Raw genomic sequence first — 23,964 nt, 5'->3', positions numbered from 1 at the left:
CACCTTCGCGGGGCCTGAGACCAGGGCGCAGCGCGTTGCGCACGGCCTTGTAACAGGGCCTGAGGGGCACGCCGCGGGCGATCTGCAGGGCGCCGTGCACGGGGTCGCCGTCCGCCGGCTCGAGCATCGCCTCGATGTCGTGCCCGGTGATCCGAAGGCGGCGCCCGGGCCGATGAACGTGCCGGGCTCGAAGCGGTCCATGCACACGGAGCGCCACGCTGAAGGCAGGGCAGTCCCCGTCCGGATGCTGGCTACGGTGGACAGCCCTCAGGTTGCGGGATGTGCTCCGACGGCCTGCCGATAGGCCACGTGCCCGCCCAGCGCACCGCTGACGGCGACTGCCGTCAGCCCGCCCCACGACCACAGCCTGCCCTTCGTCGAGCGGCCGCGGAGCCGAGCCGTCAGGGAGGCGGTGTAGCAGGCCACCGCAGCCACGTTGGAGACTGCGTGGGCCAGCCCGACCCGGGCCTGCTCGGGCGGCAGGTCCGCCCAGTCCGCCCAGCCGGCGACCGCTGCCGGGGCGACCCCGGCCAGCCCGACGGCGGTGAGGGTCGTTGCCGCGCGCTGTGCACCAGGTACGACGTCCAGTACAGCGGCTGACATCCAGCAGCCGATCGGTACCTGGACCAGCACGGGATGCACAGGGTGGCCCAGCGGCCTGCCGCGCAACAGTTCACGCGTCCCGCCCAGGGGGAGCGAGCGGATTCCGCGCTGGAGAACCCCGATCGCCGGATCGGCCACCGTCGTTCGTTCGAGCCGGTCCAGGGCCGTCAGCCACCATGCGGATGCGGTGTCGAGTGCCGCGGCGTGCCCGGCCGGCGTCGAGGTATCGAGGGTGTGTGCGTCCATACACGACGCCTACCCGGCATCCGGCCGCCATCCCACCCTGGCCTCGACTGCACCCGAACGGCCTGCCTGCCAACGGGGGAGTCGCGGCTGGATGAGCGTGCGGGTTCTGCGCGCTGTTGTCTTCCGGGTGCGAGCGCGAGTGGGGTGCACGCACAGCATTTCCGTAAGGCTCGGTTCCCGCGCAAAGACGATCACGACGGCCATCTCGCGTGCGTCGCGGAGGCGTAGTCCTTGGGGCGACGCCGTCCCGCCTGGCGGCGCGCCTGGTCGGCAAGGTTCAGATGGAGGGCGGGGAACCTGTCTCAGGCCCGGTGCTCTCCCAGTGCGCGGGTCAGCGCGCGGCAACGCCCCGCACGGTCCGGCGCGCATGAAATCGGGGCAGTGAAGCATGCGCGGCGTTCGGAACGTGTGGTGTACGAGGAGCGGTCGGGCCGCTCGGAGACGGTCGGGTGCGGCCTTGACGACGAGGCCTGCCGACGCGTGCTGAAGCGGTTGCGCGGGCTGGCCGGCGCGAATTCGGCTGGATGCGCCTGGTCGACCCGGCCGAGGGCGGGCTTGGGCAGTTGGCCGAGCAATCGGGCCTGCACCCCCCGGCCGTCGAGGACACGGTACAGGCGCGCCAGCGCCCGAAGCGGGAGCGCTTGGGCGACGTACTAGCCGTCGCGCTGAAGACCCTCTGGTACGTCGAGGAGGAAACGGCGGTGGAGACCGGCGAGTTGATGTCGTCTGTCGGACAGGGCGGGCAGACGGGGCGCGACGGGACATCCCCGTGGCCCGGGTGCAGTTCCTGACCGCGCCCCGGCAGCCCTACCGCGCCGACCCGAACCGGGACGAACTGATCGGCGTGGATGCTGCCCGGCTGTTCCAGCGGCTGCGCGTGGACCAGCCGGTGGACGTGGTCCACGCTGAGGCGGACCGCGGCCGGCCGTCCGCAAAGCCGACCGTGGCCCCCACACCGGCCCCCGCTTTCACGGGCACCACGGCGGCTGCGGCGACCTGCCGGTAAACGGCCGGGCGGCCGACCGGCACCGACCGGATCCGGGTTCGAGGCCGCCCACGGACTGGAAGGGGCGTGGGGGTGACGTGGCGGGGTAGTCGCACGAGACAGGCACATCGAGGGAGGACACGATGGCAGGCCATGAGAAGGCCAGGCACCACCCGCGGACCACGCCGTCCGAGGCGCTGGGCGAGAGCGGTGACCGTGAAGCCCGGCAGCAGGCGGACGACGCCGTCGTGCGGCGTTCGGGCAGGGGCGAGGGCGAAGGCGAGGCGGATGCCGGGGGCCACCGTGCCAAGCGCCACCGTCCGGGCATCGGCCGTGAGGAGCAGATCCACCCGGATGACGCGCGGCAGGGGGACTCCGAGGGCCGCTGACGGTCAGCGTGAACCGGTCCGCCCGCGTTGTAGCTGCGCCTGCGGCTGCGGCGGGGGGCGTCTGAGCGACGTGGTCGGTGCTCTGGCGCGCACGACCCTCACCGCCCGGACGCGAACGCGCACCGGGGAGGTGTACGTCTCGCCGACGTCCCGTGCGCGCCAGGCCGGGACTCCGTGATGGTGAGCTCGAGACTCGCGCAGGGGGGAGCCAGCGCGCCGACGCGTTGGCTCGGCAAAGGGCCTCTTAGGCTGGCCGGATGCGTCACCACGATCTTGTCATCATCGGTGCGGGATCCGGCAACGCCGTCGTCGACGACTCGTTCGCCGATCTGGACGTGGCCATCGTCGAGGAGCGCTGGTTCGGCGGAACCTGCCTGAACGCCGGATGCATCCCGAGCAAGATGCTCGCCTACACCGCGCACGTCGCCCGGACCGTCCGGGAAGCCGGGGCGTACGACGTGGACGCAGAGCTGCGAGCGGTGCGGTGGCGCGAGGTGCGCGACCGCATCTTCGCGCGGCTGGACGCCGAACGAGACGAAGGTCGTACGGGCCGTGAGCAGCAGGACTCGGTCACCGTGTACGAGGGCAGGGCACGGTTCACCGGCCCCAGGACCCTTCGGATCGACCGGGTGGACGGGGCCCTCGACGTCAGCGCCGGGCAGATCGTCGTCGCGGCGGGCGGTCGGCCCGTGGTCCCCGGGCCCGTCGCGGCGGCGGGCCTGCCGTACGAGACGTCCGACACCGTCATACGCATCGACGCTCCGCCCCGACACTTGGCGATCCTCGGCGGCGGTTACATCGCCGCGGAGCTGGCCGAGCAGGACTGCCGTGACAGAGGGCTGGACTATCTGGTGGGCATGGCCGGCTACGGCGATGTCGCCTACGGTTGGGCGATGGAGGACACCGCCGGATTCTGCAAGGTGCTCGCAGACCCCGGCACCGGGCGCCTTCTCGGGGCTCACCTGATGGGCCCTCAGGCCCCCACCCTCATCCAGCCCCTCGTCCTGGCGGCGACCCTCGGCATCGACGCCATCACCCTCGCCAAGTCCCCGTACTGGATCCATCCCGCGCTCACCGAGGTCGTGGAGAACGTCCTCCTCGACCTCGGCCTGTGAGCCCGCCCGCCGAGGGAGGCCAGCGGTTGGCCGAGCGCAGCCTGCCCGGCCCGGCCGCGGCTCAAGCAGCGCCGGTCAGCCGCCGATGACGGCCCGGGATGGCTGCCTGAGGGGCCACTGGACCATTCGGAACACGAGGAGGCACCGTGACGGAGCTGGACCCCTTTACCGACGTGCTCGACGGCCCGATGTACGTGGTTACGGCCGCGTCCGGCGGCGAGCGGGCCGGCTGCCTGGTGGGTTTCGCCTCGCAGTGCTCCATCGACCCGCCGAGGTTCGCCGTCTGGTTGTCGATCGCCAACCACACCTACCGCGTCGCGTGTGAGGCCGAGTACCTCACCGTGCACCTGCTCCACCGGGACGAGCGGGCGCTGGCGGAGCTCTTCGGAGGTGAGACGGGCGACCGGGTGGACAAGTTCGCGCGGGTCGGCTGGCGTCCGGGAGAAGCAGGCAGTCCGGTCCTGGAGCAGGTGCCCATGTGGTTCACCGGCCGGATCGAAGGGCGTATCGAGGGCGGCGACCACGTGGGCTTCCTCTTGGCGCCCGTAGCAGTGTGCCCGCCGATCGAGGGCCCGCGGCCCCCACTGATCCGGTACCGGGAGCTGCGGGACCTGGAGCCCGGTCACCCGGCCTGAGGCTACGGCGGGGCCCTGGACCAGGAGGAAGGGCATCCGTCGGCGGTCGTGCACTGAGCGGTGCGGCGATCCGCGCACGCACGCGCTGATGCTCGTTCAGGCGCTCGCCGCGGTCCGCGCCTCGGCGATGACCACGTCGAGCAGGGTCAGCAGGGCGTCGCGGGCGTCCGTACGGGAGCGGGCGTCGAGCAGGAGGACGGGCGTGGCCGGGTCGCGCAGGTGCAGTGCGGCGGCGATCTCCGCGGCGGTGTACGGCTGCTCGCCGTGGAAGCAGTTCGCGCCGACCACGAACGGCAGTCCCCGGCTCTCGAAGAAGTCGATGGCCGGGAAGCCGCGGTCCAGGCGCCGCGTGTCGACCAGCACGAGTGCCCCGAGGGCCCCGTTCAGCAGGTCGTCCCACATGAACCAGAACCGCTCCTGGCCGGGTGTGCCGAACAGGTAGAGGACGACTCCGGCGTCGGCGAGGGTGATCCGGCCGAAGTCCATCGCGACGGTGGTCAGTGTCTTGGACTCGATGCCGTCGAGGTCGTCGACACCGACTCCCGCGCTCGTCAGGCACTCCTCCGTACGCAGCGGCTCGATCTCGGAGACCGCCTCGACCAGAGTCGTCTTGCCGACTCCGAACCCACCGGCAATGAGGATCTTGACGGGGGACGCTTCCTGGGCAGGAGCGTCGGAGGTGTCATATCCGGGCAAGGTTGTCCCTGATTTTCATGAGCAGGTGGACATTGGTGGTCTCGGCCCCCTCCAGAGGCGGCCGATGGCTGATGAGCCCGCGGTCCGCGAGTTCGCCGAGGAGGAGCGTCATCGGAGTGAGGCGCATGTGCATCCGCGCGGCGATCTCGGCGACCGCCAGTCCGCCCGCGGGCGCGCACATGGCAAGGATGGCCCGCCATTCGGTGGGCAGGCCGCTGAGGGCGTCGTCCCCGGTGACCGCCGCCACGACCGTGGTGTCCATGGTGAGGACGGTCTGCGGAGCGGCGGCTGTACGTCCGTCGGTCAACGCGTACAGCCGGGTCCGGCGGAGGCCTCGGCGCTGCGGCTCGTCCGGCATTACGACGTCGACGTCGGTGTCGACATCGGCGCCGGGGTGCGCTCGGGGGTGCCCAGCCACTCGCCGAGCGCCTGGGCGGTTCGTACCGCCTCGCCTCCCAGCTCCCCGAGCCGTGCCTTGCGGGAGGTCACCACGATGAGTGTGCTGCCCTCCCCGCACCCGACGATGCAGAGGTACCGGTCGTTCATCTCCACCAGCTGGCGGATGACCCCGCCGCCGCCGACCTCCCTCGAAATCGCCTTCATCGTGGCGGCGATACCGGAGGCCGCGGCCGCGATGCGCTCCGCCTGGTCCCGCTCGAGCAGGTAGGCGCTGAGCTTGATCCCGTCGTTGGACAGGAGCACGGCTCCCTGGATACCGGCGATCCTGCTCAGGTTGTTGTCCAGGACGCTGTAGATCATGTCGTTGCTTGTCGTCGTCATGGCTGATCCTGTCTGAGCTCTGCTTCCACTTTCTGGGTCCCCTCTTCGTAGTCCGCCCAGGCGTCGGCCACCTCTTCGGGTGTCGCCGCGTCCCGGCCGGCGTCCGGCTCCGGGGCGCGGGGCCCGCGGAGTTGCCGGGTGAGGTGGGTCTGCGGGACGCGCTCGGGCAGGGGCGGGCGCGTGCCGTCACCGGGTCCGGAACGAGCGGTCGGCGCCGGCTCGGTCCGCAGCCGTATGGGCATGGGGGCGGGGGCCGGCAGGTCCTCGGGGGCGGGTGCCCGTACGGGGGTGAGCACGGTGGCGGGCTCCGGATCCCGGTCGGTTGCCGGCCCGGGCTCCGCCGCAGGCACCGGCACCCGCTCGCCCTTCCGTTCGGTCGGCGCGAGCAGCTCGCTCGGCAGGATCACCACGGCCGCCGTTCCCCCGTACACCGAGCGGCGCAGCGTGACCCGGGCCTGGAGCTGGTCGGCCAGGTGGCCCACCACGAAGAGGCCCAGCCGGTGCGCGTTCTCTGCGAGGACGGAGTACGGCGGCGCCGTGTGCAGTCGCCGGTTCATCTCCTCGTACCCGGAAGCCGCCACGCGCGGTCCGCGGTCCTCGATCTCGATCGACAGCCCGTCCGCCGCCAGTTCGGCGCGCACGACCACCTTCGAGCGTGGGGGCGAGAACCGGGTCGCATTGTCCAGCAGCTCGGCCAGCAGGTGGCTGATCTGACTGATCACGTGCGGCTGCACGCTCGCCTCGTCCAGCGCATGGCGTTCGATCCGCCGGAAGTCCTCGACCTCCGCGGCGGCTTCCCGCAGCAGGTCGGCCAGGCGCATGGGCTCGGTGTGCGGGTCCGGGATCTCGCCACCGGCGAGGATGAGGAGATTCTCGATCTGGCGCCGCATTCCCACCGTCAACTGATCGGACCGCATCAACTGGGCCAGGAGCGCCTCGTCGTGGCCGAACGCGTCTTGGAGGTCCTCGGTCAGGCTCAGCTGGCGGCTGACGAGGTTTCCGGTGCGTGAGGCGATGCCCGAGGCGAACAGGCCGAACCCGTGCCGCTCGGCCGCGAGCTGCCGGTGTCCGTCGACGGACACGGCGACGACGCGGGCGAAGGCGTCGCTGATCCGCCCGACCTCGTCCTGGTGCCCGCCCACGGTCGGCAACGCCTCGGCGTCGACGGCCTGCCCGCGCTGGAGCCGGTCCACCACGCGGGGCAGTGTCTCTTCTGCGATGGCGACCGTACGGGTGTGCAGGCGGTTCAGCCTGCGCAGCACGGACCGCGTGGTGAGGACGACGACCCCGGTGACCAGCAGGAGGGTGCCGCCGCTGCCCCCGACCAGCCAGTACACCTCGGTCTCCAGCTCGGAGGCCTTCGCATCGGCGTGCGCGAGCACGCTCCGCGACCGGTCCGCGTTGAGCGCGGCCAACTGCGGCGCGAACGCGTCGTGCGCGGCACGCCAGCCGCCGACATCGGCCGGCAGCTTCACTCCGGACGGGGTGTCCTGGTGGTTGCTGACGACCGCATTCTCGATGCGGATCTTGGTGCGCCAGGCGTCCGAGGCGGTGAGCTCGTCGTACGAAGCCTGTTCCGCGGGCGACAGGTACGGCACGATCCAGGTGTCGTACAGGTACCGGTGGGTACCGAGAGCATCGAGCAACTCGGAGAAGCCGGTGGACGCCAGCTCCTTGGACGGCCCGGCCAGAGCGAGGAGAGTGTCCTCGCGCGCGACCATCTCTGCCGCGGAGAACAGGGCGACGGCGGGCCTGCTCTCCTGGGAGAGTTCCGCGTCCTCCGCGTGGCTGAATTCATCCTGGTAGGCGCGGATGCTGTCGTCGATCACGCCGGTGTAGTAGTCGACCACTTGTTCGGGACTACCGCTGTGGGCATCCGCGCGCTTGCGGAACGCAGTCAACTGGTCAAGCCGGACGCTCACCTCATCGAGGTGGCCGCCGCTCTGCCCTGAAGGCTTCGCAGCGCCGCTGCTGCTGCCGGAGACCTGCCGGATCTCCGCCACCGCACGGTCCGTTGCCGCCCGCTTCTCGCGGAGGTCGTCGTCGGCGACGGAGGTGCCCGCCCACCGCGCCGCCGTCATCACCCGCTCTGCCTGCAGCTGGGTCATGAGCCCGACCAGTGGTACGCCGATGTGCTCGCCGGCTTCCACATCGGTGCGCAGGTGTTCGGACTGGGCCAGCAACCGCTGGGCGGTCACGGTCACCTGGGCGGCCATCGCCACGGTCGGGACGACGGCCAGGCAGGCCAGCATCGTACGCAGGCGCACGGTGCGGCGGCGCCGAAGGGGAGGCGGGCTTGGTGGACCTTCGGGTTCCATCGGAGACATCGGTCCTCGGGAGCGGTGGAACAGGGAGGGGTCCACGGACGGTCGAGCACAGTCCTCGGGAGAGGGCATGGGGGAACTGCCGACGCGGCCCCGTGGGGTGAGGGTGCAGATCGATCATATCCAGCCAGTCCGAATAAACGGAGAGCTTACTTACCTGCTCATACGTGGTATGGGTGCCGATACGTCACCGGCCCGAATCCGTTTGGTCGCTCTCGCTGCTCAGGCTGGAGGAGCGGGCGTGTGACCAAGAGCCCGGTCCCGTGCCAACTCGAGGCATCTGCGCCGAGTGGACGCGCCGCCGGGCGGGGATTGCCAGTCGTAGGGCGGGCCATGGCTAGCTAGGGGGGTTTGCGTGGTTGATCAGCTATCGACCCTGATCGGCGTCGTAGTGGGCGCAGCCATGTCGTACTTGGTGGGGACGCTGCACGAACGCACCCGTTGGCGACGGCAACAAGGAGCGCGGTGGGACGGCCTGCTCCTGCAGGCGTACAGCGATTATGGCCAGGCGATCATGGACTGTGTCGTTGTCTACCAGCGGCTCGCCGCTCACCGGGGTCTGACCGCAGACCCGAGTCCTGTTGAGACGACAGGCGACGCCCTGGAAGAGGCTGCCAAGGCAGAGTTGCGACGCGCCGCCATGACCGAACCCCTACGGCTGCTTGCCGATCAGGATACAGCCGCAGCGGTCCGCAAGTTGAACGATGCAGTTTGGCATCTCGAATGGCTGGCACGGGGCCGGCTAGCAGGCGAGGCCGCTGCCTGGAACGAGGCGTACAGCGTGTACAGAACAGCTCGTCGGGCTTTCTACGAAAAGGCCCGGGCGAGCCTGCAAGTACCGGGTGGGGTCATCGCGGAACGAGCCAGTTGGCCGCCCTCCTGGCGGGCGAGCGGCTGACCGGGAGCCGCTCAACCACCGATGGCAATGTGCTCAAAGATCCGCCGGCGCAGGACAACGGGGGCGGCTCCTGTGCGGGGCGGTCGGTGACCCTGGAAGGGGGGACCAGCGAAGGGAGGCCCCCGGGCGACGTTGCGACCGCCGGCAGAGCCGATGCCGGCGCAGGCCGCGGAGTCGGTGCCGGGCCCGGGCCCGGGTGTGCTGGACGGTCCCGCTGTGCCCGGACGCGTCCGGCCAGGTCGGCGAGTACCTTGCCGCGGCCGGCCCCGGGCACCCGTGGACGGGTGTGCGGTTCGCGGCCGCCTGGGGGTCCCGCGACGTCCTGGAGGCGGTCCTGGTCCACCAGGCCGGCGGATCCCGTCCCGTGTGGGACCGCCTGCGTGTCCTACCGCCGACCACCCGCCAGGCCGGCACCCGAGACACGGCCGCGGGGCTGCGCACGGTTCGGTTCCGGCAGCCGAACGGCCACCAGCTCCGGCGCGCGGCGGGGAGGGGTCGTTCAGCCGACCCCCGGTCCCGCCGCTGGGCGGCGAGCCGGCGGTCGACGTCCTCGCCGCAGCGGGTGACGCCGGGGACTATGGCGTGCGGCGGGTGCCTTCGGCGTGAGCTGGGTGAGGGCGGGCAGGAGTAGCAGCAGGGTCCTTTTCATGACGGGGAAAACGATCAAGCGGTCTGGGTCCGGCCGGTCCGGTCAGGCGTAGCGGCAGACTGTGACGCCGGCTTCAGCACCGCACCCCATCTTCGTATAATTCTTCTGGACCATGTTCCAGTAGTGGCCCCAGTTCCTGTAGCTGGGGTCATTCGTGTTCCAGTTCGGGCCGGCCGCGTCGTAGGCGGCCTTCTCTCCGGCCCACTGCGACACGGCCTGGGATGGCCCGGCACTCGACATGTTCTCGGCGCCGTTGGTGAAGCTCGTGTCGTGCGCGAGCCCACTGGCGTGGGAAGCGGGGTTGGTGGCCCATCCCTGCGAGCCTGAGGCGAGAGCCGCGTCCCAGGCGATGGGCGGCGCGCTTTCCGTCTGACGTATCGCATTGGTGTCGGCCAGGATGGCCGCCTGGTCGGCGGGGCTGACCTCGGCGGGAAGGCTGGCCGAGACGGCGGCGGACGCCGTTGCGCCCGCCCCCAAGACCATTCCTCCGGCCATCAGCGTTGCCGCAATGGCCATGGCCTGACGGCGTGCACGAGAAAGTCTTGTCATTGCGACTCCCTGGTCGCGCGTAAACAGCGGAGAGTGCCGGCGCAGTTCGCGACCGTCAACCGTCATGGGAGGGGGCAACACGGCCGGCAAGCACGATGGTGACTGAGCCATCGGCGACGCGGTGTTCTTGTAAGGGCGGCTCAAGGCCGCTTCCCCTATGGCCAGCGTATGTCCGGGTGACGGGGGTGGCGACCGGGGCGGCGGGACGGATGCCGGGCAGAGACGAACGGGACTGCACAAGTAGGGTGCGGGGAAACGAATTTGCGCGGCTTCGCCTGGACGGAATCAAGGCGGTCCCCGGGGGATGGCATGGAGGGATCAAGGGCACGACTGCTCTGGCGTTGGCGGGCGGGGCAGTGGCGTTACCGCCGGTACGCCAGAAACGGGTCAGCAGATCGAACAACGCCTGATAGGCGAAGAGGACCTCCCCGGTCTTCGAGGGAGACGGAGAGGACGTGCGTGGTCGCATCGCTCGTGCAGATCTTCGGCATCCGCGACGGGAAGATCGCCCGACTCCGTGACTGCTTCGCGCCGGACCTGATGAGTTGACGACGTCGACTTGACTGATCGAGTAGGTGATGGCGCCGCCACGGCCGGGTCCCGTGTCAGCATGCCGATCATGACTGAGAGCGCATCTGTACGTCCGGTTCGCAGGATATGGGACGGCCGGAACGATCCCGACAGCCCGGTGTCGGCGCGCGAGGAGGGGGGAGCCCCGAGCGGCGACGCATTGGTGGACGGTGCTTATGACGCCCTCGGCGTCACCTGGGACTTCTTCCGCACGGTGTACGGCCGCAACTCGATCGACGGCAGGGGCGGTCCCGTGGAGGCGGTCGTCCGCACCGGGGAGCCGGGCGTGGCCTGGCAGCGGTCGCGCATCCTCCTCGGTGACGGCGGGGTCCCGGCTGTGGAGGCGCTCGCCGAGCAGTTCACGGCCGGCATCATCCACCACACCGCCGAGCTGGAGTCGTACGGTGAGCCCGGCGCGCTCGCCGTCTCACTCGGGAACGTCTTCGGTGTCCTGGCCGAGCAGTACGGCCTGCAGCACACGGTGCAGGAAGCGGACTGGCTGTTCGGCCAGGGCAGCCGGTCCTCCGACGGAGCCGGCGGCTCCCTCAAGGATCCTGCCCGGTTCCACCAGGCGGCCCACATGGCCGAGTACGACGACACCTCCGGCGACGACGGGGGCGTCCACGCCAACGCGGGGATCCCGAGCCGCGCGTTCTACCTCGTCGCGACCGAGCTGGGCGGCCACGCCTGGGACCGGGCCGGGCGCATCTGGTACAAGGCGCTGATGGAGTACGCCGCCAGGACCACCAACTTCTCCGCATTCCGCTACGCGACCATCGGTGCCGCCCGTGACCTGGACTGGTCGACGGACGTGGTGGCCAAGGCGTGGAGCGCGGTCGGCGTGGAGCGCTGACCGCACTTCACGGGCTCGGGCCCCGGCAGCCGCGTACGGCTGCCGGGGCCCCGCGTCGTGTCGCCGTCGTGCCGCTCGGCCGCCCGATCCGCGGCGTGATACCTGACATTCTCCCGCTTTGGGCAGAGGCCACCCTGCGTGCGGTCAGGATCATGAGGGAGGGCGTTCGACATGCGAACGCCAGTGCGCACTCCCATTGTTCACAGGAGGACATTCGCATGGTCACCAGACGTCGCGTGCTCGTCGGCACGCTGGCCACGACGGGCGCGGGCCTGATCACCGGTGCCGGCCTGCTGCCCGTACTGCGCACCACCACCGCGCAGGCCGCCGACGACGCGGGCCCGGCGGTCGCGCCGGAACCGTTCACGGTGAAGTTGCCGCAGCTGCCCGTGCTCGCCCCGTACTCCACCGAGGGCGGGCGGGACGCGTACCGCGTCACCGTCAAGGAGGTCTCGCGGGAGATCCTGCCCGGGGTACAGACCAAGGTGCTGACCTACGACGGCCACTTCCCGGGGCCGGTACTGCGGGCGCGCAGCGGCCGGCCGGTGTCCATCCGGCACCGGAACACCCTGGACATGCCGATCGCCGTGCACCTGCACGGCGCAAGCGTTTCCCCGGAGAACGACGGCGCCCCGATGGACACCGTCGCCCCGGGCACGGCACGCACGTACACCTACCCGAACCAGCAGCCCAACGCCACGCTGTGGTTCCACGACCACGCCCACCACATGGAGGCCGAGCACGTCTACCGGGGGCTGTCGGCGACGTACGTCCTCACCGACGACACGGAGCGGGCCCTGCCGCTGCCCTCCGGCAGGTACGAGATACCGATCGCGCTGCGCGACGCCCGTTTCGACGAGAACGGGCAGCTGGTCTACGCGATGGACGACTTCCGGGGCCGCACCACGCTGCTCGCCAACGGACGCCCGAGCCCCTACCTGGAGGTCGCGGCCCGCAAGTACCGCTTCCGCCTGCTCAACACCTCCAACCTGCGCTTCTTCAAGCTGCGTCTCGCCGATGGCGGGCAGCTCGTACAGATCGGCTCCGACGGCGGCCTGCTGGAGCGCCCCTTCACCACCGACACTGTCTCGCTGTCCCCGGCGGAACGGGCCGACGTGGTCATCGACTTCTCCCGCTACCCGGTCGGCACGAAGATCGTCCTGGAGACCACGACGGGCGGGGGAGCGCCCGGTCAGGTCGGCAACGTGCTCCGGTTCGACGTGGTCCGCACCGCCCCCGACCCGAGCCGGGTTCCGGACGTGCTGCGCACCCTGCCGCCGGTGGACGCTCTGCCGAAGCCCGCCGTCGAGCGGCGCATCGTCCTCAGCATGGACGAGGACGGCCGCACCGAGCCGCGCGGGTTGATCGACGGGCTCCAGTGGGACCCGGACCGGACAGACCAGACGGTCACGTTCGGGACCTCGGAGATCTGGACGGTGACCAACGCCAACAAGCTCATCCCGCACAACTTCCACATGCACCTCGTCCAGTTCCGGGTACTGGAGCGGGGCGGCGCCCCCGTCGGACCGGCCGAGGCGGGCCTGAAGGACACGGTCAAGCTCCTCCCCGGCGAGACGGTGAAGCTGCACGCCACCTTCGACGCGTACCGTGGCACGTACGTCTACCACTGCCACCTGCTGGACCACTCGGCGATGGGCATGATGGCCAACTTCCGCGTGCGGTAGCCGGATCCGGGCCGGGCCCCGGCCGCAAGGCAGCTCACAGCGGCCGGCCGCCGACTGCGGGCCGCATCACCACTATTGCGGTCCGGGCCCGTACAGCAGGGCCGCCAGCCCGTGCGCACTGCCCGCGCCGCTGAAGTCCTCCCAGCTGATCGCACCGTCCCCGTCGGCGTCGATCAGGTCGAACGCCGCCGCCGCGCTCTGCGACGGCACGCCTTTGAGGGCCCGCCACGCCGTGAACTCGTGGAGGTCCATCGCCCCGTCACCGTCCCGGTCGGCCACGTTGAACTGCGCGTGGAGCACCGCCATCACCTCCGGTGAACCCGACAGCGCGCCTGGGCCGGCTTCCGAGGCCGGCAGGGACGCGAACCACTCGCGGTACTCCTCCCGACTGATCTTCCCGTCCCCGTCGCGGTCGACCAGCTCGGCCTGGCGTTCCCACAGGGCCTGATTCGCCTCGATGAGGGCACGTCCCTTCGGCGAGTTCGGCCCCGCGCCGTAAGACTGGAGCAACTGCTCCGCACTGGTCCGGTAGTCGTCCGCGGCCAGCACTCCGTCACCGTTCGTGTCCAGCCGATCGAAGATGTCGTCGGCCACTGCCACCTGCTCGGCACCCATGCCGTGAGCGTACGCGGCTCTGCTGCCGCCCCTGCCGATTGCAGCCCCCGGGGGCGTGTCCCGGGGTTCAGCTTCCGATCGACATGCGTTTCGGTCGCCTACGGGACTGGCACTCCAGCCCGAAGCCTACAAGCGGTGGGGTCGCCGTCCACCGACTCGTCCAGAGTGTTGAGAACGAGCTGCAGGGCGGCACTTGTCGGCGTACTCGGAGAAGCTGCTCGCTTCCGCTGTTTCTGTCACACGATCGGATGTCGGAACGCCTCGATCAGGTGGGACACGTCCCGACCTCGCCTTCCCCCGGGTCTGCGGCCTGCATGGTGGGTTCAGCTTTCGGCGCCGTGGCACACCCCGCCCCGCGCGCCTGCCAAGTAACGGGAGGGCCTGTACCCCATGGTATTCGCGAGGACTCTGCTGCCCGGTCTGCTCTCCTTGACCCTCACGGGCGTTCCCGCCGCGTTCCCGGACACCGCGGCCGCCGTGCCCTACGAAGGGCAGGCCCGTCACGAGACGGCGCTGTTCAGCGTGAAGGCCACCAACAACGCGGCGGCCCAGGCGTTCACCGTGAACGGCTCCCGGCTGACTCGACTCAGCGTCTACCTGAGCAGCGGGGCCGCGACCGGGACCGTAACCGCCCAGGTCCGCCGGGTTCGCGACGACGCGGGGTCGGTGGTCGCCTCGAAGACCCTGAACCTCGCCGCCCTGGGCGGCGCCGGCGCCGGCTGGGTCGAATTCCCCGTCAGCGCCGCCGTCACCGCGGGCGCCACCTACTACCTGTTCGTCCAGGCGACCACGGCGGAGAGCAAGCCGATCGCCTGGTACGGCACGCTCCAGTCCGTGCCCGGCTCGCTGACCAGCTGGAACTACGACAGGGCGTACTGGGGAGGCTGGCACGCGTACGACTCCCGGCTCGCCTTCCACGTCAATCCCACCGGCAGCGAGCGGTGCGGGGAGACGGAGCCCTGCTACGTGCCCGCCTCGGCGCTCGCGGCCCGCACGGCGGGGCTGCTGACGAACGGCGTGGACACCGAGGCCGTCCTGCCCTCCTTCGCCGTCGGCGCCTCCTACGTCGACGGCAGCAACGTGCTGCGTCTGCCCTCCGGCCGGTGGCGGTACCTTCCCACCGGTAGCTCCGCATCCAGCGTGGTCGCGGCCGACGACCCGGACGCCTTGGCGCAGATCGACGAGAACCGCGCCTGGCTGGCCGCGGGCCGGGTGCCGGGGACCACCACCGTGCAGCGGGCCGCGGTGCAGCGCGCCCTGCTGTCCATGCGGGCACTGCTCAAGCCCAACGGCGCGTTCGCCGCGGGGTGGTCGCCGGCGTGGGAGTACTCCTGGCCCCGGGACGGCGCTTTCGCCGCGGCTGCGTTCGCCGCCACCGGGCACGACGAGGAGGCGTACCGGATCCTGGGCTACGACGCGCGGACCCAGCGGGCCGACGGTACCTGGGAAGCGCGTACGAAGCTGGACGGCAGTGGACCGCCGGACGCCCGGAAGTGGCAGCTGGACGGCAACGGCTGGGTCCCCTGGGCCACCTGGCAGTGGTACGAAGCGGCGCCGGCCGGCGACCGGGACGAACGGCTGCGCACGCTCTACCCGATGGTGCGCAAGGCGGCTGACTACGCCGCGCGGTCCCTGGGACCGGACGGGCTTCCCCCTGCGTCCCCGGACTACTGGGAGCTGGACACGGCGACCACCAACATCGGTACGGCCGCTCCCCTCCTCGCCGGACTCAACGCTTCGGCCGACCTGGCCGCCCGGCTGGGCATGGGCGAAGACGCAGAGCGATGGGGGGACGCGGCCCGGCGCCTCTCCGCCGGCATCGCCGCCTTCGCCCCGCTGGGGTACCCGCGGACCGCCGACGGCAAGCACGGGCGGGACAGCGCCGTGGCGTTCATGGCGCCCCCGTTCAACACTGCCCCGCCAGGTCTGAGCGCAGCGCTGGACTCCACCTACCGTGCGCTGCTGCTGCCCAACGGTGGCGTCTCGCCCGGCAACGACCCCGACTTCAGCTGGGGATCGTACGCCTGGACGGCCAGCACCTCCTTCTTCGCCCTCGCCTGGTCGGGAACCGGCGAGCAGACGAGGGCGAGGGAGGCTCTGGACTGGGTGCTGTCCAAGAGGAACGGGCTGGGGGAGCTGCCCGAAACCGTGAACGGGGCCGGGCTGCCGTCCTCGGTCGCGCCCCTGGGCTGGACGGACTCGCTCGTCGTCCTCACCGCGCTGGCCCTGCAGGGCTCCCCCCAGCCCACCCCGCCGACGCAGCCGAACGTGACCTGAGCCGTAGCACCGCCCCGGGGCAGCACCGCCCGGCACCGCCGACACCCCGCACGGCCCACATCCGCACGTCGCGCACGGGCGCATGTCGCGATGCCGTCCCTGTGCCGGCTTTGACGGGGATAGGGGTCACCGACTCGCCGGCGCCCGTGTTCGTCACCCGAGCGGACACGGTGCCCGCCGAGGGGCAGCCGGAACCTGCGACCTCACCGTTCGGTGAGGGGACCGCAGACCGGGTCACCAACACGCACCCGGCCGTGCGCAAAAGCTCCGGCTAGGGAGCCAGGCTGGCGGTGGTACCGCACCGATGCCGACAGGCTGGCCGGTGCTGCCTCGCGTTCTCGTGACGGGCCGCGAGAGGTGCCCCGCTCCGCGCACCGGGGCCGGTGGGTTGATCAGCGCGGACCGTACAGCGTCGGGAGCGGTCCTTCTTCGCCCTGATGGCCGACACCCGGGTAGCTGGCACCGGGGATCAGGCGGAGCTGTGCGGAGGTCACCCCACGTGCTGTACTCGGCGGGCTCGGCGCCGCCGCCTTCGGCGGTTTGCCACATGGGTACGCCGATGCGGTAAGTCCACAGGCCGGTGTCCAGCTGCTGGCGGCCGGTCCGGCAGGCATCCGCCCCGGCGGAGTCCTCGTCAACGGCGATCACCTGGATCCGGACTGCCCCAGGGTGCACGAGCTCGCCGTGGACATCGGCCGTACTGCTGTGCGAGGCGGGCTTCGAGCACGTCGGCGCGGTCCGGCAGTTCGGCAACAGCCACGTGGTGGTAGCGGTCCGCCGGCCCTGACGGACGCGATGGGTTCCTCGGGGCATCGGTTGCGTATCCGCGCTCGGCGCGACCGAGCGGATGGCAATGCTCGGGGGCGGTCGCGTGGCGATGGTGGAGATCCGGTCTCTTTGCGGCGGCGCCACCGTCGGTTCCTGGCCGAACCGAGTCGGCCGGCCAGGCAGGCCCTGCCCCAGATCCCTCCCCGGCACACAGCCGGTGCGTGCCGGTCGCGAGAGGCAGCCCGGCCCGGTCGGCCTGTACCGGAGCGCCTCGCCGAGCTGGAGTGCGCAGGCGTAAGTCCGGCCTCGGGCGGGTCTCGGGACACAGGGAGTGCTCAAGGTTTTCGCCAACCCTGCGCTGACCCGATGTGTGCCTGTGTTCCTCGTCCACTCGCGGATAGCCTGCGTCCCGCCGTGCAACGTGGTGGGGCCGGTCACCCATCCGCCCGCGCATCCGCGTCATTCGACGAAAAGGGACCCATGAAGTCGCCCTTCCAGGTGAGAGCAGAGATGATCCCGTGACCGACGTGGCACACAACGCACCGCGTTCGGAGGTGCGTCTGGTGGTGATCGGCTCGGTGATCGGTGCAGTGCTGCTCGCGGTGTCGCTCGTGGTCGGTCTCGGCGGCCACAACGATCCTGAGATGCCGAAGATGCCCAGCCTGCCGGGGCTGAGCGCACCTCCGTCGCTCCCGTCCGGCCTGCCTACCGGACTTCCCTCGGGGTTCCCGTCGCACTTTCCCACCGGGTTGCCGACAGGGTTCCCGACCGACCTGCCCTCTGAGTTTGCGACCGGCATGCCCGGCATACCTGCTCTCCCGGGCGGTACGCCGTGACGGACATGTCCTCGGCCACGCCCGGGCGCCTGCGCGATGACGCGGTGGCGGGAGGGCGGGCCCTTCTGGTCGCCAGGCTCCTGATCGGGCTGTATATCGCGGAGCTACTGCTCAACGTCGCCCGGCCCCATGTACTGCCTGACGAGCCGACGGTTTCCATCTTCTACGAGCTCCCGAAGTCGATCGCCCAGCACATGCAGGAAGGGCCGTTCGCATCCTTCGACAAGCTGCTCTCCGTGCCGCGGGCCGTCTTCTGGGCTGTGATGGCGGGCATTGTGGTGGGCGTGCTGCTCCAGGTGGCCGCGGCGATCAGGCGCCCTCAGGGCCGCCGGGCCACGGTGCTCACCTGGGCGACCCTGGCCGCACTGCTGGGCCCGTTCTCGCTGATGGCCCTCACCATCGTCGCCACATATCCCCTGACCGCGCTCGCCTGCGTTCCCGGTACCGCCTTCGTCCTGTGGCTGTTGCACCACGGGCAGCGACACCCCCGAGCACCGCTGGCGGCCCTTCTCACCGCCTTCGGCTGGGGCGCGTTCATCGTGTTCGGAATGGGCCGTGCGTACACCGGACTCGCGTACGGGACCATCTACGGGTACTCGGTCAAGGGCTCGCGCTCGCTCCTCGAGGCCACCTCGCCCAAGTCCCTGTACCGCGTGATCGACCTACTGGTGCTGCACCTGAGCGTCGTGAATGCGCTGCTCGTCGGGGCGGGCGTCGTGGTCATCCTGCTCCTATTCCGGCACTTGGTCGTCGATACCGTGACCGGCCTCGCTCTCGGAGCCGCCGTCGGACTCGGGTACGCCTTCGTGGAGAGCATCCTGTTCATCAGGCTGTACGGGGCACTGAGCTCGATCACCGGCTCGACAGGCGGCTTCGAGTACTGGATCCGGCAATCGATCGGCCTCCTCGGCGGGCCGGTGGCGTGCGGTGCACTGCTCGGAGCCGGGCTCGGCCTGGCAGCCCGGAGGAAGCATCGCCGGGAGCGCGGGCTCATCGCGGGCGCCGCCTTCGTGGCCGCGGTCGGTGGCGCGGTCGCCACCGAAACGCTGTCGGCGTGGCTCTCTCACCTGGTCGGTGACCACATGGAGGCCGGCTCGGCGTTCGACACCCTCGTCGTCTCGCCGCTCCTCTGGCTGCTGCCCCAGGCGCCGTTCATCGTCCTGGCCGTACTGCTTCTGCTGGCCGGGACGCGCACTCGGGCCTCGGCGGCGCGGGACGCGCTGTCGGCCGAGGCGGCGGCGGGCGTGGCCATCACGCCCGGTGAGGAGACTGTCCTGGCGGATCCCAGGCTGCGGTTCTGGGCGCTGGCGAGCACCTGGCGTCGGTACGGGCCTTCCGCGGCGCTGACGATGCACCGCCTGCACTCCGCTCAACTGGACCTGGCCGACCGGCGACTGCACCCGCAGGCGGATTCCGAGAGGGCTGACCGATTGCATACGAAGGTCTTGCGTTTGAAGACGAAGGTTCGCGACGCGGCGGTGACGTCATGAGGCGCCGCCGACTCGGGGTGCTGATGTCGCGGGGAGCCTGCCTCATCGCGGGAGCAGTGCCGCTCGCATGCCTCGTGCTGCTCCTCGCGCCGCAACAGGCCTCAGCATGTTCGGTCAGCTATGGCTACAAGCCACAGCTGAAGATCAGTGGCAAGGACTTTCGCCTGAACGGAGGCCGTGTGTGTGCGAATGGCACGGCGCTCGCCGGTTCCACGGCCGTGGCGCTCCTGGTCGCGGGCGCGCTGGCCACCGCCGGCACACGGGCCTTCAGGCGAGGTGCGGCATGGGCCGGATCGTCCGCACCGGGGCAAGCGTTGACCGATTACCTGCAGGCTGCGGGAACGGTGGAGACGGCGCCCCTTCCCGGTGGCAACCAGCCTGGAGACGACGGTGCGCGTCCTCACTCGTAGTCCGCTGAAGGGGCGTTGGGCCGCTGCGTGCGCGTCTCAACGACGCCGCCGCCGCAAGGTCGCACTGCTCGCCGCGGCGGCCATTGCACTCATGCCCGGGGCGTCGACGGCGCTCGCAGACTCCACGCCCCCGCCCCCGACTCCGCTCTTCACGGATTCGAACGGGGTACGTCTCATCGTCCCTCCGGGGACGAACCTGGGAACCGATCAGGAACTGGAGGCGGCGTCCGGGCAACTGCTCCGGAATCCGCTGGGGCGAAGGCTCGTTGCGGCACGCACGAGGTTCGGACCGTCTCCCGGGAACGTATCGGTCGAGTGGTTCGACTTCTCCTGGATGCAGGGTGGTGAGGTTCCGTCCTGGTTCCGGGCGGACAAGTTCCGCGACGACATGCTCAGAGCACTCAATGCGGCAAATTCGAACTTCGACATAAAGAACGACTACAGCATTGCCGCCAAGGCGGTTGACCACAGCAGCGACAAGGGCCTCTACGGGGAGCTCGAGGCGAAACCTGAGAGTGGCCTGCTGGAAGTCTCGACAAGCAACGTCTATCACGATGCCCATTCCGAACAGATTCCCTTGGCCCGCATCCGTTCGGCCGGTCCGCTGAGCATCAAGACGATGTCGAAGGGCGTGAGCGATGCGGAAGCCAGGGAACTCACGGAAAAGATCCTGGTGAGGTCTTCACTGGGGCTGGCGAGCGAGAACAGCCCCTGCCTCGACAAGTGCGAGAAGGAGACCCGCGACTTCCGGTACAAACTTGCGATCGCCCACTATGGACTCATGGGAAGTTCCGAATCCAAGGCGTCCGTGGGAATCTCACAGAGTGTCATGGGCAAGGCCACGGCCGAACTGCGCAGGGAACGGAGCCGTGCGGCGGAACGCGAACGCGCCGCTGCCTTGGGTCTGCGACCAGACTGCGCCACCGGGACGGCGTACCCGCCGGGAGCGACGCCCCGAGGCGGTGGCCGGGGGGTGGTGGCGATGGCTGCAGCGCTTCCCGCAGCCGCCCCTTGCCCCCCGGCGGATGAACCCTCGTCGGGCGGGCTCGCCGAGGCGCTCGGCTCGAAGGACAACGGCGGCATCGACTTCTCCACGCTCGAAATGCGCTACTTCTCCGATGCCCCGGGCTCGGACGGCGTGCAGTACTCATACACGGCGCAGCCGGCTGCGCCTGGTCTGCAACAGGACATGGACTCCGGTCTCGACGCCCTCACCAACAGCGTTGCGGACCTGAGGGCCTGGCTCGTACTGGACCCGTCGAAGTTCTGGGTCAATCTCAATCCGACCGAGCCGGACAGGATCATGGACAGCGATCTGGGCCAGACGAATGCCGGCCGGGCGCTCCTCGAGGCAGACCTGGAGATGAAGCGCACCGAGGGTCGGCTCCTCGATCCGCACACCGAATTCGGCGCCCGTTACTGGAAGGAACTGACCGCCTCGGGGAATTCATGCTATTCCTCCAGGCTGTGGATCGTACCGGGTGACGTGCAGGTACGCGAAGACGGCGCGTCTCTCTACATCCTCAAATCCTCGCTTGCGGTGAATGCTAAATCGCAGCACATTGAGGGATTGCCTCAGTCATGCAATCCCGATCCGCAGAGTGATGCCCGCAGCGAGCAGCTGGAACAGACGATGGTGGTGCCCAAGATCGCAGAAGCGGTCAACACGGCGCCGGAGTACGCGCCGCTGCGGCGGGCCTTCCTCGCCCGTATCGTGGCCCAGTGGATACGCAAGCGGCACCAGGAGGGCCACAGCACCTCCTTCGACAAGCTGATCGACTCAGGGGACCTCGGATCGGCCAGACTCCAAAGCGCGTGGCGGCCGCGCCAGGTATTCGACAGCTACGTCCACTCGATCAAGAGTGGGGAGTTCACTTACGACCAGACCACCCAAGAGGGCGATACCACGGTCACGTCCACCATGGTGTTCGGCGGGGTCGACTTCAGCAAGCTTGACGTCAAGCGGCTCAGCGCCGCGCAGATGGACGAGGTGTACCCCCGACTGCCCCAGATCGTGAAGGCGTCGAAGGAACGACCTGCCTCCGCCGCGAACGGATCGATCTGGCTGGGCGAGACGACGGCAGCCCCGAGCAGCAGCCTCTGGTCCAAGTCGACGGACGCGGTACGTGACTTCGCGGCCAGTCGTTCCGGCATCGTCGTCATGCTGCTGGGCGCGCTGGTGCTGGTCACCTTCGGAATCCGGAGCGGCTCCGGCGGGAGGCGAACACGATCGTGACCGGGCGCAGTGCGACACAGCAGGCCCCGGCCTCCTGGGTACGGAGACCGGGGCCTGCTGTGATGACGTCGGCGACGTACGGCGCCGAGACCCTCTGCCCCCGGGTGCCGAGGACTACACGTGCGGTCAGCGTGCGAGGGCTGCCGCTGCCCGGCGTCGGGACGGGCGCTGGGATCCGCGCAGCTCGGCGCTCTCTGGAGCGACCCAGGCCTGCCGCTGCGCGAGCGGACGCTGTGGCGGCTCCTGCACGAGTCGGCGGCCGGGGCGAAGGCAGTCCTGTCGCTGAACGTCGCAGTTCTGGACCTGGACGACCGCCGGGCCCGCTCCGGCCACACCTGGGTGAGCCGGCGCTCCGGCACCGCAGGCCTCCTGCCCCGGCTGCCGGCCGGCCGGAACCGGGGGCCAGTATGCCTCTCCGACCGGCGGCCCGGCCCGGCGCGGACACCCGAGCGGGCGACCTGTGCCCGGCAACGGGCCGGCGCCGCCTGTCGTACGAGCGGGCCGATTACCTCTTCAAGACGGCCACCAAACCCCTGGGCCCGGCACGCAACGGCTCGAACCTCCGCCAGCTCAAGCCCCGTCCCGACGCCGGCCCAGCCGACGACCATGTGTGACGGCCTCTCACCAGTGGCGTACCGCAGCGACCCGTCCCGGCCGGGAGCAGCGCACGGTCCGGATCATCTGTGGGTGCTCCGCGAACGGCTCGCCGGTGCGCTCATCCCAGGGTGAAGAGGAAATTGACGGAGTTGTAGTAGTTGGGCAGCTGTACCAGGGCCGAACCTTGGCGCGGAGGATCGGCCTTCGGCCAGTTCCGCGGGCCCAGCAGGTGGTCGGGGTAGTCGCTCTTCGGGACCGGTGGCACGAACCATAGCCGGAAGGCGCCGGATCGTCCGACCGCCTCGGACCGCCAGAGCTGCGTCTCACGGCCGGTGCCGGAGCGGCAGGTGCGAAGGGTGACGTCGACGACGTTTCCACCGGCGGTGGTTCCGTCGAGGCAGGTACCGGTGCCCGTGTTCCGGAACTGGTACGTGCCCTGGCCGGCCGGCAGGCGCTGCCAGCCCTGGGATGCGTTGCCGGTGCACGGCTGGAGCTGCAACGGTCCTTCGGAACCGCTGCCGGCGAAGCCGACGCACAGCCCCGAGCCGGTGTTGACCAACGGCAGACCGGTGGGGGCGGGGGTCGGCGAGGGCGACGCGGAGGACGGCGTGGGAGTGACGGGGGCCGATGGGGCGGCGACGGCCGACATGGGGGCGCCGATGGACACGATCGGTGGCGCCGAGTCCGTCGGGGACGGCAGCAGGTACGGGTTCGGCTCCGAGCTCGGGTTCGGGCTCGCGACCGTGGGCGTCGGGGCGGCTCGCTCGGGCCGGTCCTCCGCCGGCAGCAGGACGAACGCGGTCATCGTCGTACCCGCGACGGCCGCTGCAGCGGTCCACTTGGCCGCGCCGAACCGCGCCGCGGCCACCTTCAGCCCCGCCAGCTTGCCCGCTGCCAGGTGGTGGGCGCCGTGCACGCCGGGGGACAGCGCAGAGGAGGCGGGGTGCCACAGCAGGATTCCGGCCGGCAGTAGCGCGCCCAGCCGGCTGTTGACGGCTCGCAGATCACGCTCGGCCCGTCCGCAGCCTTCGCACGCCCGCAGATGCCGTCCCAGATCGCGGGTGACGCGCTTGCCCGGTCGGCGGAGCGCGGCGGCGAGCAGGCCGCCGTAGTGCCGGCACTCGTCGCTCGCACTCTGGTCCAAGTGGGCGCGCAGGTACGCCTCGCGCAGGCCTTCCCGGGCGCGCGCCGCCAGGGAACCGACGCCCCCTGCCGAAATCCCGAGGCGCCGGGCGGTCTCGGCCGCGGGCTCGTGTTCGACGACAGCGTGCCACAGCACGGCCTGCCATCGCTCCGGCAGCGACCGGAACGCCCGCAGAACCAGCGAGCCCTCCTCCGCCAACAGGGCGGCGCCCTCGACGTCCTGGTCGTCGGACAGGCCGGCGGCCCACGTGTCGAAGTCGTCCGACAGCTGTGTGCGGGCACCGCGGCGTGCCCATTCGGCTGCCACCCGGCGCACGCAGGTGAGCAGGTACGGGCGCCAGGCGTACTCGGGGCCGGCACCCCAGGCGACCGTCCGATAGGTGCGGGTGAAGGCCTCGGCCGCGAGGTCACCGGCGGTGGCCAGGTCGCGGCAGCAGGTACGGGCGTAGGCGAGTACGGCATCGTGGTGACGGGCGAACACCTCGCCCATCACGTCGCTGAGATCGGCACCTGGCGCCGAGTCTCGCTCGCGGAGCAGCGCGCAGAGCTGTGCGTCGCTGAGGTCGTGGAGGTCCTGCCGGCGGGCAGTTCCCGATGTGCTCAACCTTGCTCCCG

At 70.6% G+C, this 23,964-nt stretch carries 21 protein-coding genes; 13 read left to right on the top strand and 8 right to left on the bottom strand.

Translation table 11 applies throughout. From position 1 onward, the window contains the following. Positions 1-267: 267 nt before the first annotated feature. Positions 268-849, bottom strand: a complete 582-nt coding sequence (locus tag AB0M76_RS29785; protein WP_365955817.1) for a DUF2231 domain-containing protein — start codon at positions 847-849, stop codon at positions 268-270. A gap of 524 nt (positions 850-1,373) precedes the next feature. On the opposite strand from AB0M76_RS29785, the gene AB0M76_RS29780 reads away from it, so the two are divergent. From AB0M76_RS29780 to AB0M76_RS29760, 5 genes are all read left to right on the top strand, one after another. Beyond that, positions 1,374-1,640 (top strand): hypothetical protein, encoded by a 267-nt coding sequence (locus AB0M76_RS29780; RefSeq protein ID WP_365955816.1) that lies wholly within the window; start codon positions 1,374-1,376, stop codon positions 1,638-1,640. Further along, complete coding sequence (locus AB0M76_RS29775) at positions 1,619-1,855, top strand: hypothetical protein (protein WP_365955815.1); 237 nt, start codon at positions 1,619-1,621, stop codon at positions 1,853-1,855. The genes AB0M76_RS29780 and AB0M76_RS29775 overlap by 22 nt, the downstream gene beginning before the upstream one ends. A gap of 122 nt (positions 1,856-1,977) precedes the next feature. Next, a complete protein-coding gene (locus AB0M76_RS29770; protein WP_365955814.1) occupies positions 1,978-2,223 on the top strand; it encodes a hypothetical protein in 246 nt (81 codons plus the stop codon). A 257-nt stretch (positions 2,224-2,480) separates the two neighbouring features. Further along, on the top strand, positions 2,481-3,338 hold the full coding sequence (locus AB0M76_RS29765) for an FAD-dependent oxidoreductase (RefSeq protein ID WP_365955813.1): 858 nt from the start codon (positions 2,481-2,483) through the stop codon (positions 3,336-3,338). A 146-nt stretch (positions 3,339-3,484) separates the two neighbouring features. Further along, the gene (locus tag AB0M76_RS29760) at positions 3,485-3,973 is read left to right on the top strand and encodes a flavin reductase family protein (RefSeq protein WP_365955812.1); all 489 of its coding nucleotides are present in this window, start codon (positions 3,485-3,487) and stop codon (positions 3,971-3,973) included. Between the two features lie 96 nt (positions 3,974-4,069). Here AB0M76_RS29760 and AB0M76_RS29755 read toward each other — a convergent pair whose 3' ends face one another. The 4 genes from AB0M76_RS29755 to AB0M76_RS29740 are packed head-to-tail and all read right to left on the bottom strand — an operon-like array spanning position 4,070 to position 7,716. Continuing rightward, complete coding sequence (locus AB0M76_RS29755; protein ID WP_365955811.1) at positions 4,070-4,669, bottom strand: ATP/GTP-binding protein; 600 nt, start codon at positions 4,667-4,669, stop codon at positions 4,070-4,072. Beyond that, complete coding sequence (locus tag AB0M76_RS29750; protein WP_365955810.1) at positions 4,656-4,976, bottom strand: DUF742 domain-containing protein; 321 nt, start codon at positions 4,974-4,976, stop codon at positions 4,656-4,658. The genes AB0M76_RS29755 and AB0M76_RS29750 overlap by 14 nt, the downstream gene beginning before the upstream one ends. Before the next feature lie 50 nt (positions 4,977-5,026). Continuing rightward, positions 5,027-5,449, bottom strand: coding sequence for a roadblock/LC7 domain-containing protein (locus AB0M76_RS29745; protein WP_365955809.1), 423 nt, complete (start codon positions 5,447-5,449; stop codon positions 5,027-5,029). Continuing rightward, the gene (locus AB0M76_RS29740) at positions 5,446-7,716 is read right to left on the bottom strand and encodes a nitrate- and nitrite sensing domain-containing protein (protein WP_365955808.1); all 2,271 of its coding nucleotides are present in this window, start codon (positions 7,714-7,716) and stop codon (positions 5,446-5,448) included. The genes AB0M76_RS29745 and AB0M76_RS29740 overlap by 4 nt, the downstream gene beginning before the upstream one ends. A 412-nt stretch (positions 7,717-8,128) precedes the next feature. Between AB0M76_RS29740 and AB0M76_RS29735 the strand changes: the two genes are divergently transcribed. Further along, on the top strand, positions 8,129-8,671 hold the full coding sequence (locus tag AB0M76_RS29735; RefSeq protein WP_365955807.1) for a hypothetical protein: 543 nt from the start codon (positions 8,129-8,131) through the stop codon (positions 8,669-8,671). Between the two features lie 691 nt (positions 8,672-9,362). Here AB0M76_RS29735 and AB0M76_RS29730 read toward each other — a convergent pair. Then, positions 9,363-9,836 carry a CAP domain-containing protein gene (locus AB0M76_RS29730; RefSeq protein ID WP_365955806.1) on the bottom strand — a complete coding sequence of 158 codons (474 nt, stop codon included), beginning with the start codon at positions 9,834-9,836 and terminating at the stop codon, positions 9,363-9,365. Between the two features lie 652 nt (positions 9,837-10,488). Between AB0M76_RS29730 and AB0M76_RS29725 the strand changes: the two genes are divergently transcribed. After that, complete coding sequence (locus tag AB0M76_RS29725; RefSeq protein WP_365955805.1) at positions 10,489-11,292, top strand: M4 family metallopeptidase; 804 nt, start codon at positions 10,489-10,491, stop codon at positions 11,290-11,292. Positions 11,293-11,510: 218 nt separating this feature from the next. Continuing rightward, positions 11,511-12,977, top strand: a complete 1,467-nt coding sequence (locus AB0M76_RS29720) for a multicopper oxidase domain-containing protein (RefSeq protein ID WP_365955804.1) — start codon at positions 11,511-11,513, stop codon at positions 12,975-12,977. A gap of 72 nt (positions 12,978-13,049) precedes the next feature. Here the strand turns inward: AB0M76_RS29720 and AB0M76_RS29715 are convergent, their stop codons facing one another. Next, positions 13,050-13,592 (bottom strand): EF-hand domain-containing protein, encoded by a 543-nt coding sequence (locus AB0M76_RS29715; protein ID WP_365955803.1) that lies wholly within the window; start codon positions 13,590-13,592, stop codon positions 13,050-13,052. Between the two features lie 390 nt (positions 13,593-13,982). Between AB0M76_RS29715 and AB0M76_RS29710 the strand changes: the two genes are divergently transcribed. The 5 genes from AB0M76_RS29710 to AB0M76_RS29690 all read left to right on the top strand — a co-directional run bounded on the left by AB0M76_RS29710 (position 13,983) and on the right by AB0M76_RS29690 (position 22,223). After that, positions 13,983-15,869, top strand: coding sequence for a hypothetical protein (locus AB0M76_RS29710; protein WP_365955802.1), 1,887 nt, complete (start codon positions 13,983-13,985; stop codon positions 15,867-15,869). Positions 15,870-17,155: 1,286 nt separating this feature from the next. Continuing rightward, positions 17,156-17,473 carry a hypothetical protein gene (locus AB0M76_RS29705; RefSeq protein ID WP_365955801.1) on the top strand — a complete coding sequence of 106 codons (318 nt, stop codon included), beginning with the start codon at positions 17,156-17,158 and terminating at the stop codon, positions 17,471-17,473. A gap of 5 nt (positions 17,474-17,478) precedes the next feature. Beyond that, positions 17,479-18,963, top strand: coding sequence for a PrsW family glutamic-type intramembrane protease (locus tag AB0M76_RS29700; protein WP_365955800.1), 1,485 nt, complete (start codon positions 17,479-17,481; stop codon positions 18,961-18,963). A gap of 366 nt (positions 18,964-19,329) precedes the next feature. Beyond that, positions 19,330-21,609 (top strand): hypothetical protein, encoded by a 2,280-nt coding sequence (locus tag AB0M76_RS29695; RefSeq protein WP_365955799.1) that lies wholly within the window; start codon positions 19,330-19,332, stop codon positions 21,607-21,609. A 407-nt stretch (positions 21,610-22,016) separates the two neighbouring features. Continuing rightward, positions 22,017-22,223, top strand: coding sequence for a hypothetical protein (locus AB0M76_RS29690; protein ID WP_365955798.1), 207 nt, complete (start codon positions 22,017-22,019; stop codon positions 22,221-22,223). A 101-nt stretch (positions 22,224-22,324) separates the two neighbouring features. On the opposite strand, the gene AB0M76_RS29685 is transcribed toward AB0M76_RS29690, so the two are convergent. Then, positions 22,325-23,953 carry a sigma-70 family RNA polymerase sigma factor gene (locus AB0M76_RS29685; RefSeq protein WP_365955797.1) on the bottom strand — a complete coding sequence of 543 codons (1,629 nt, stop codon included), beginning with the start codon at positions 23,951-23,953 and terminating at the stop codon, positions 22,325-22,327. Between the last annotated feature and the right edge of the window lie 11 nt (positions 23,954-23,964).

It is taken from the genome of Streptomyces sp. NPDC051364, assembly GCF_040682115.1.
Lineage (GTDB): Bacteria > Actinomycetota > Actinomycetes > Streptomycetales > Streptomycetaceae > Streptomyces.
This window is presented reverse-complemented; position numbering and strand designations above follow the sequence as displayed.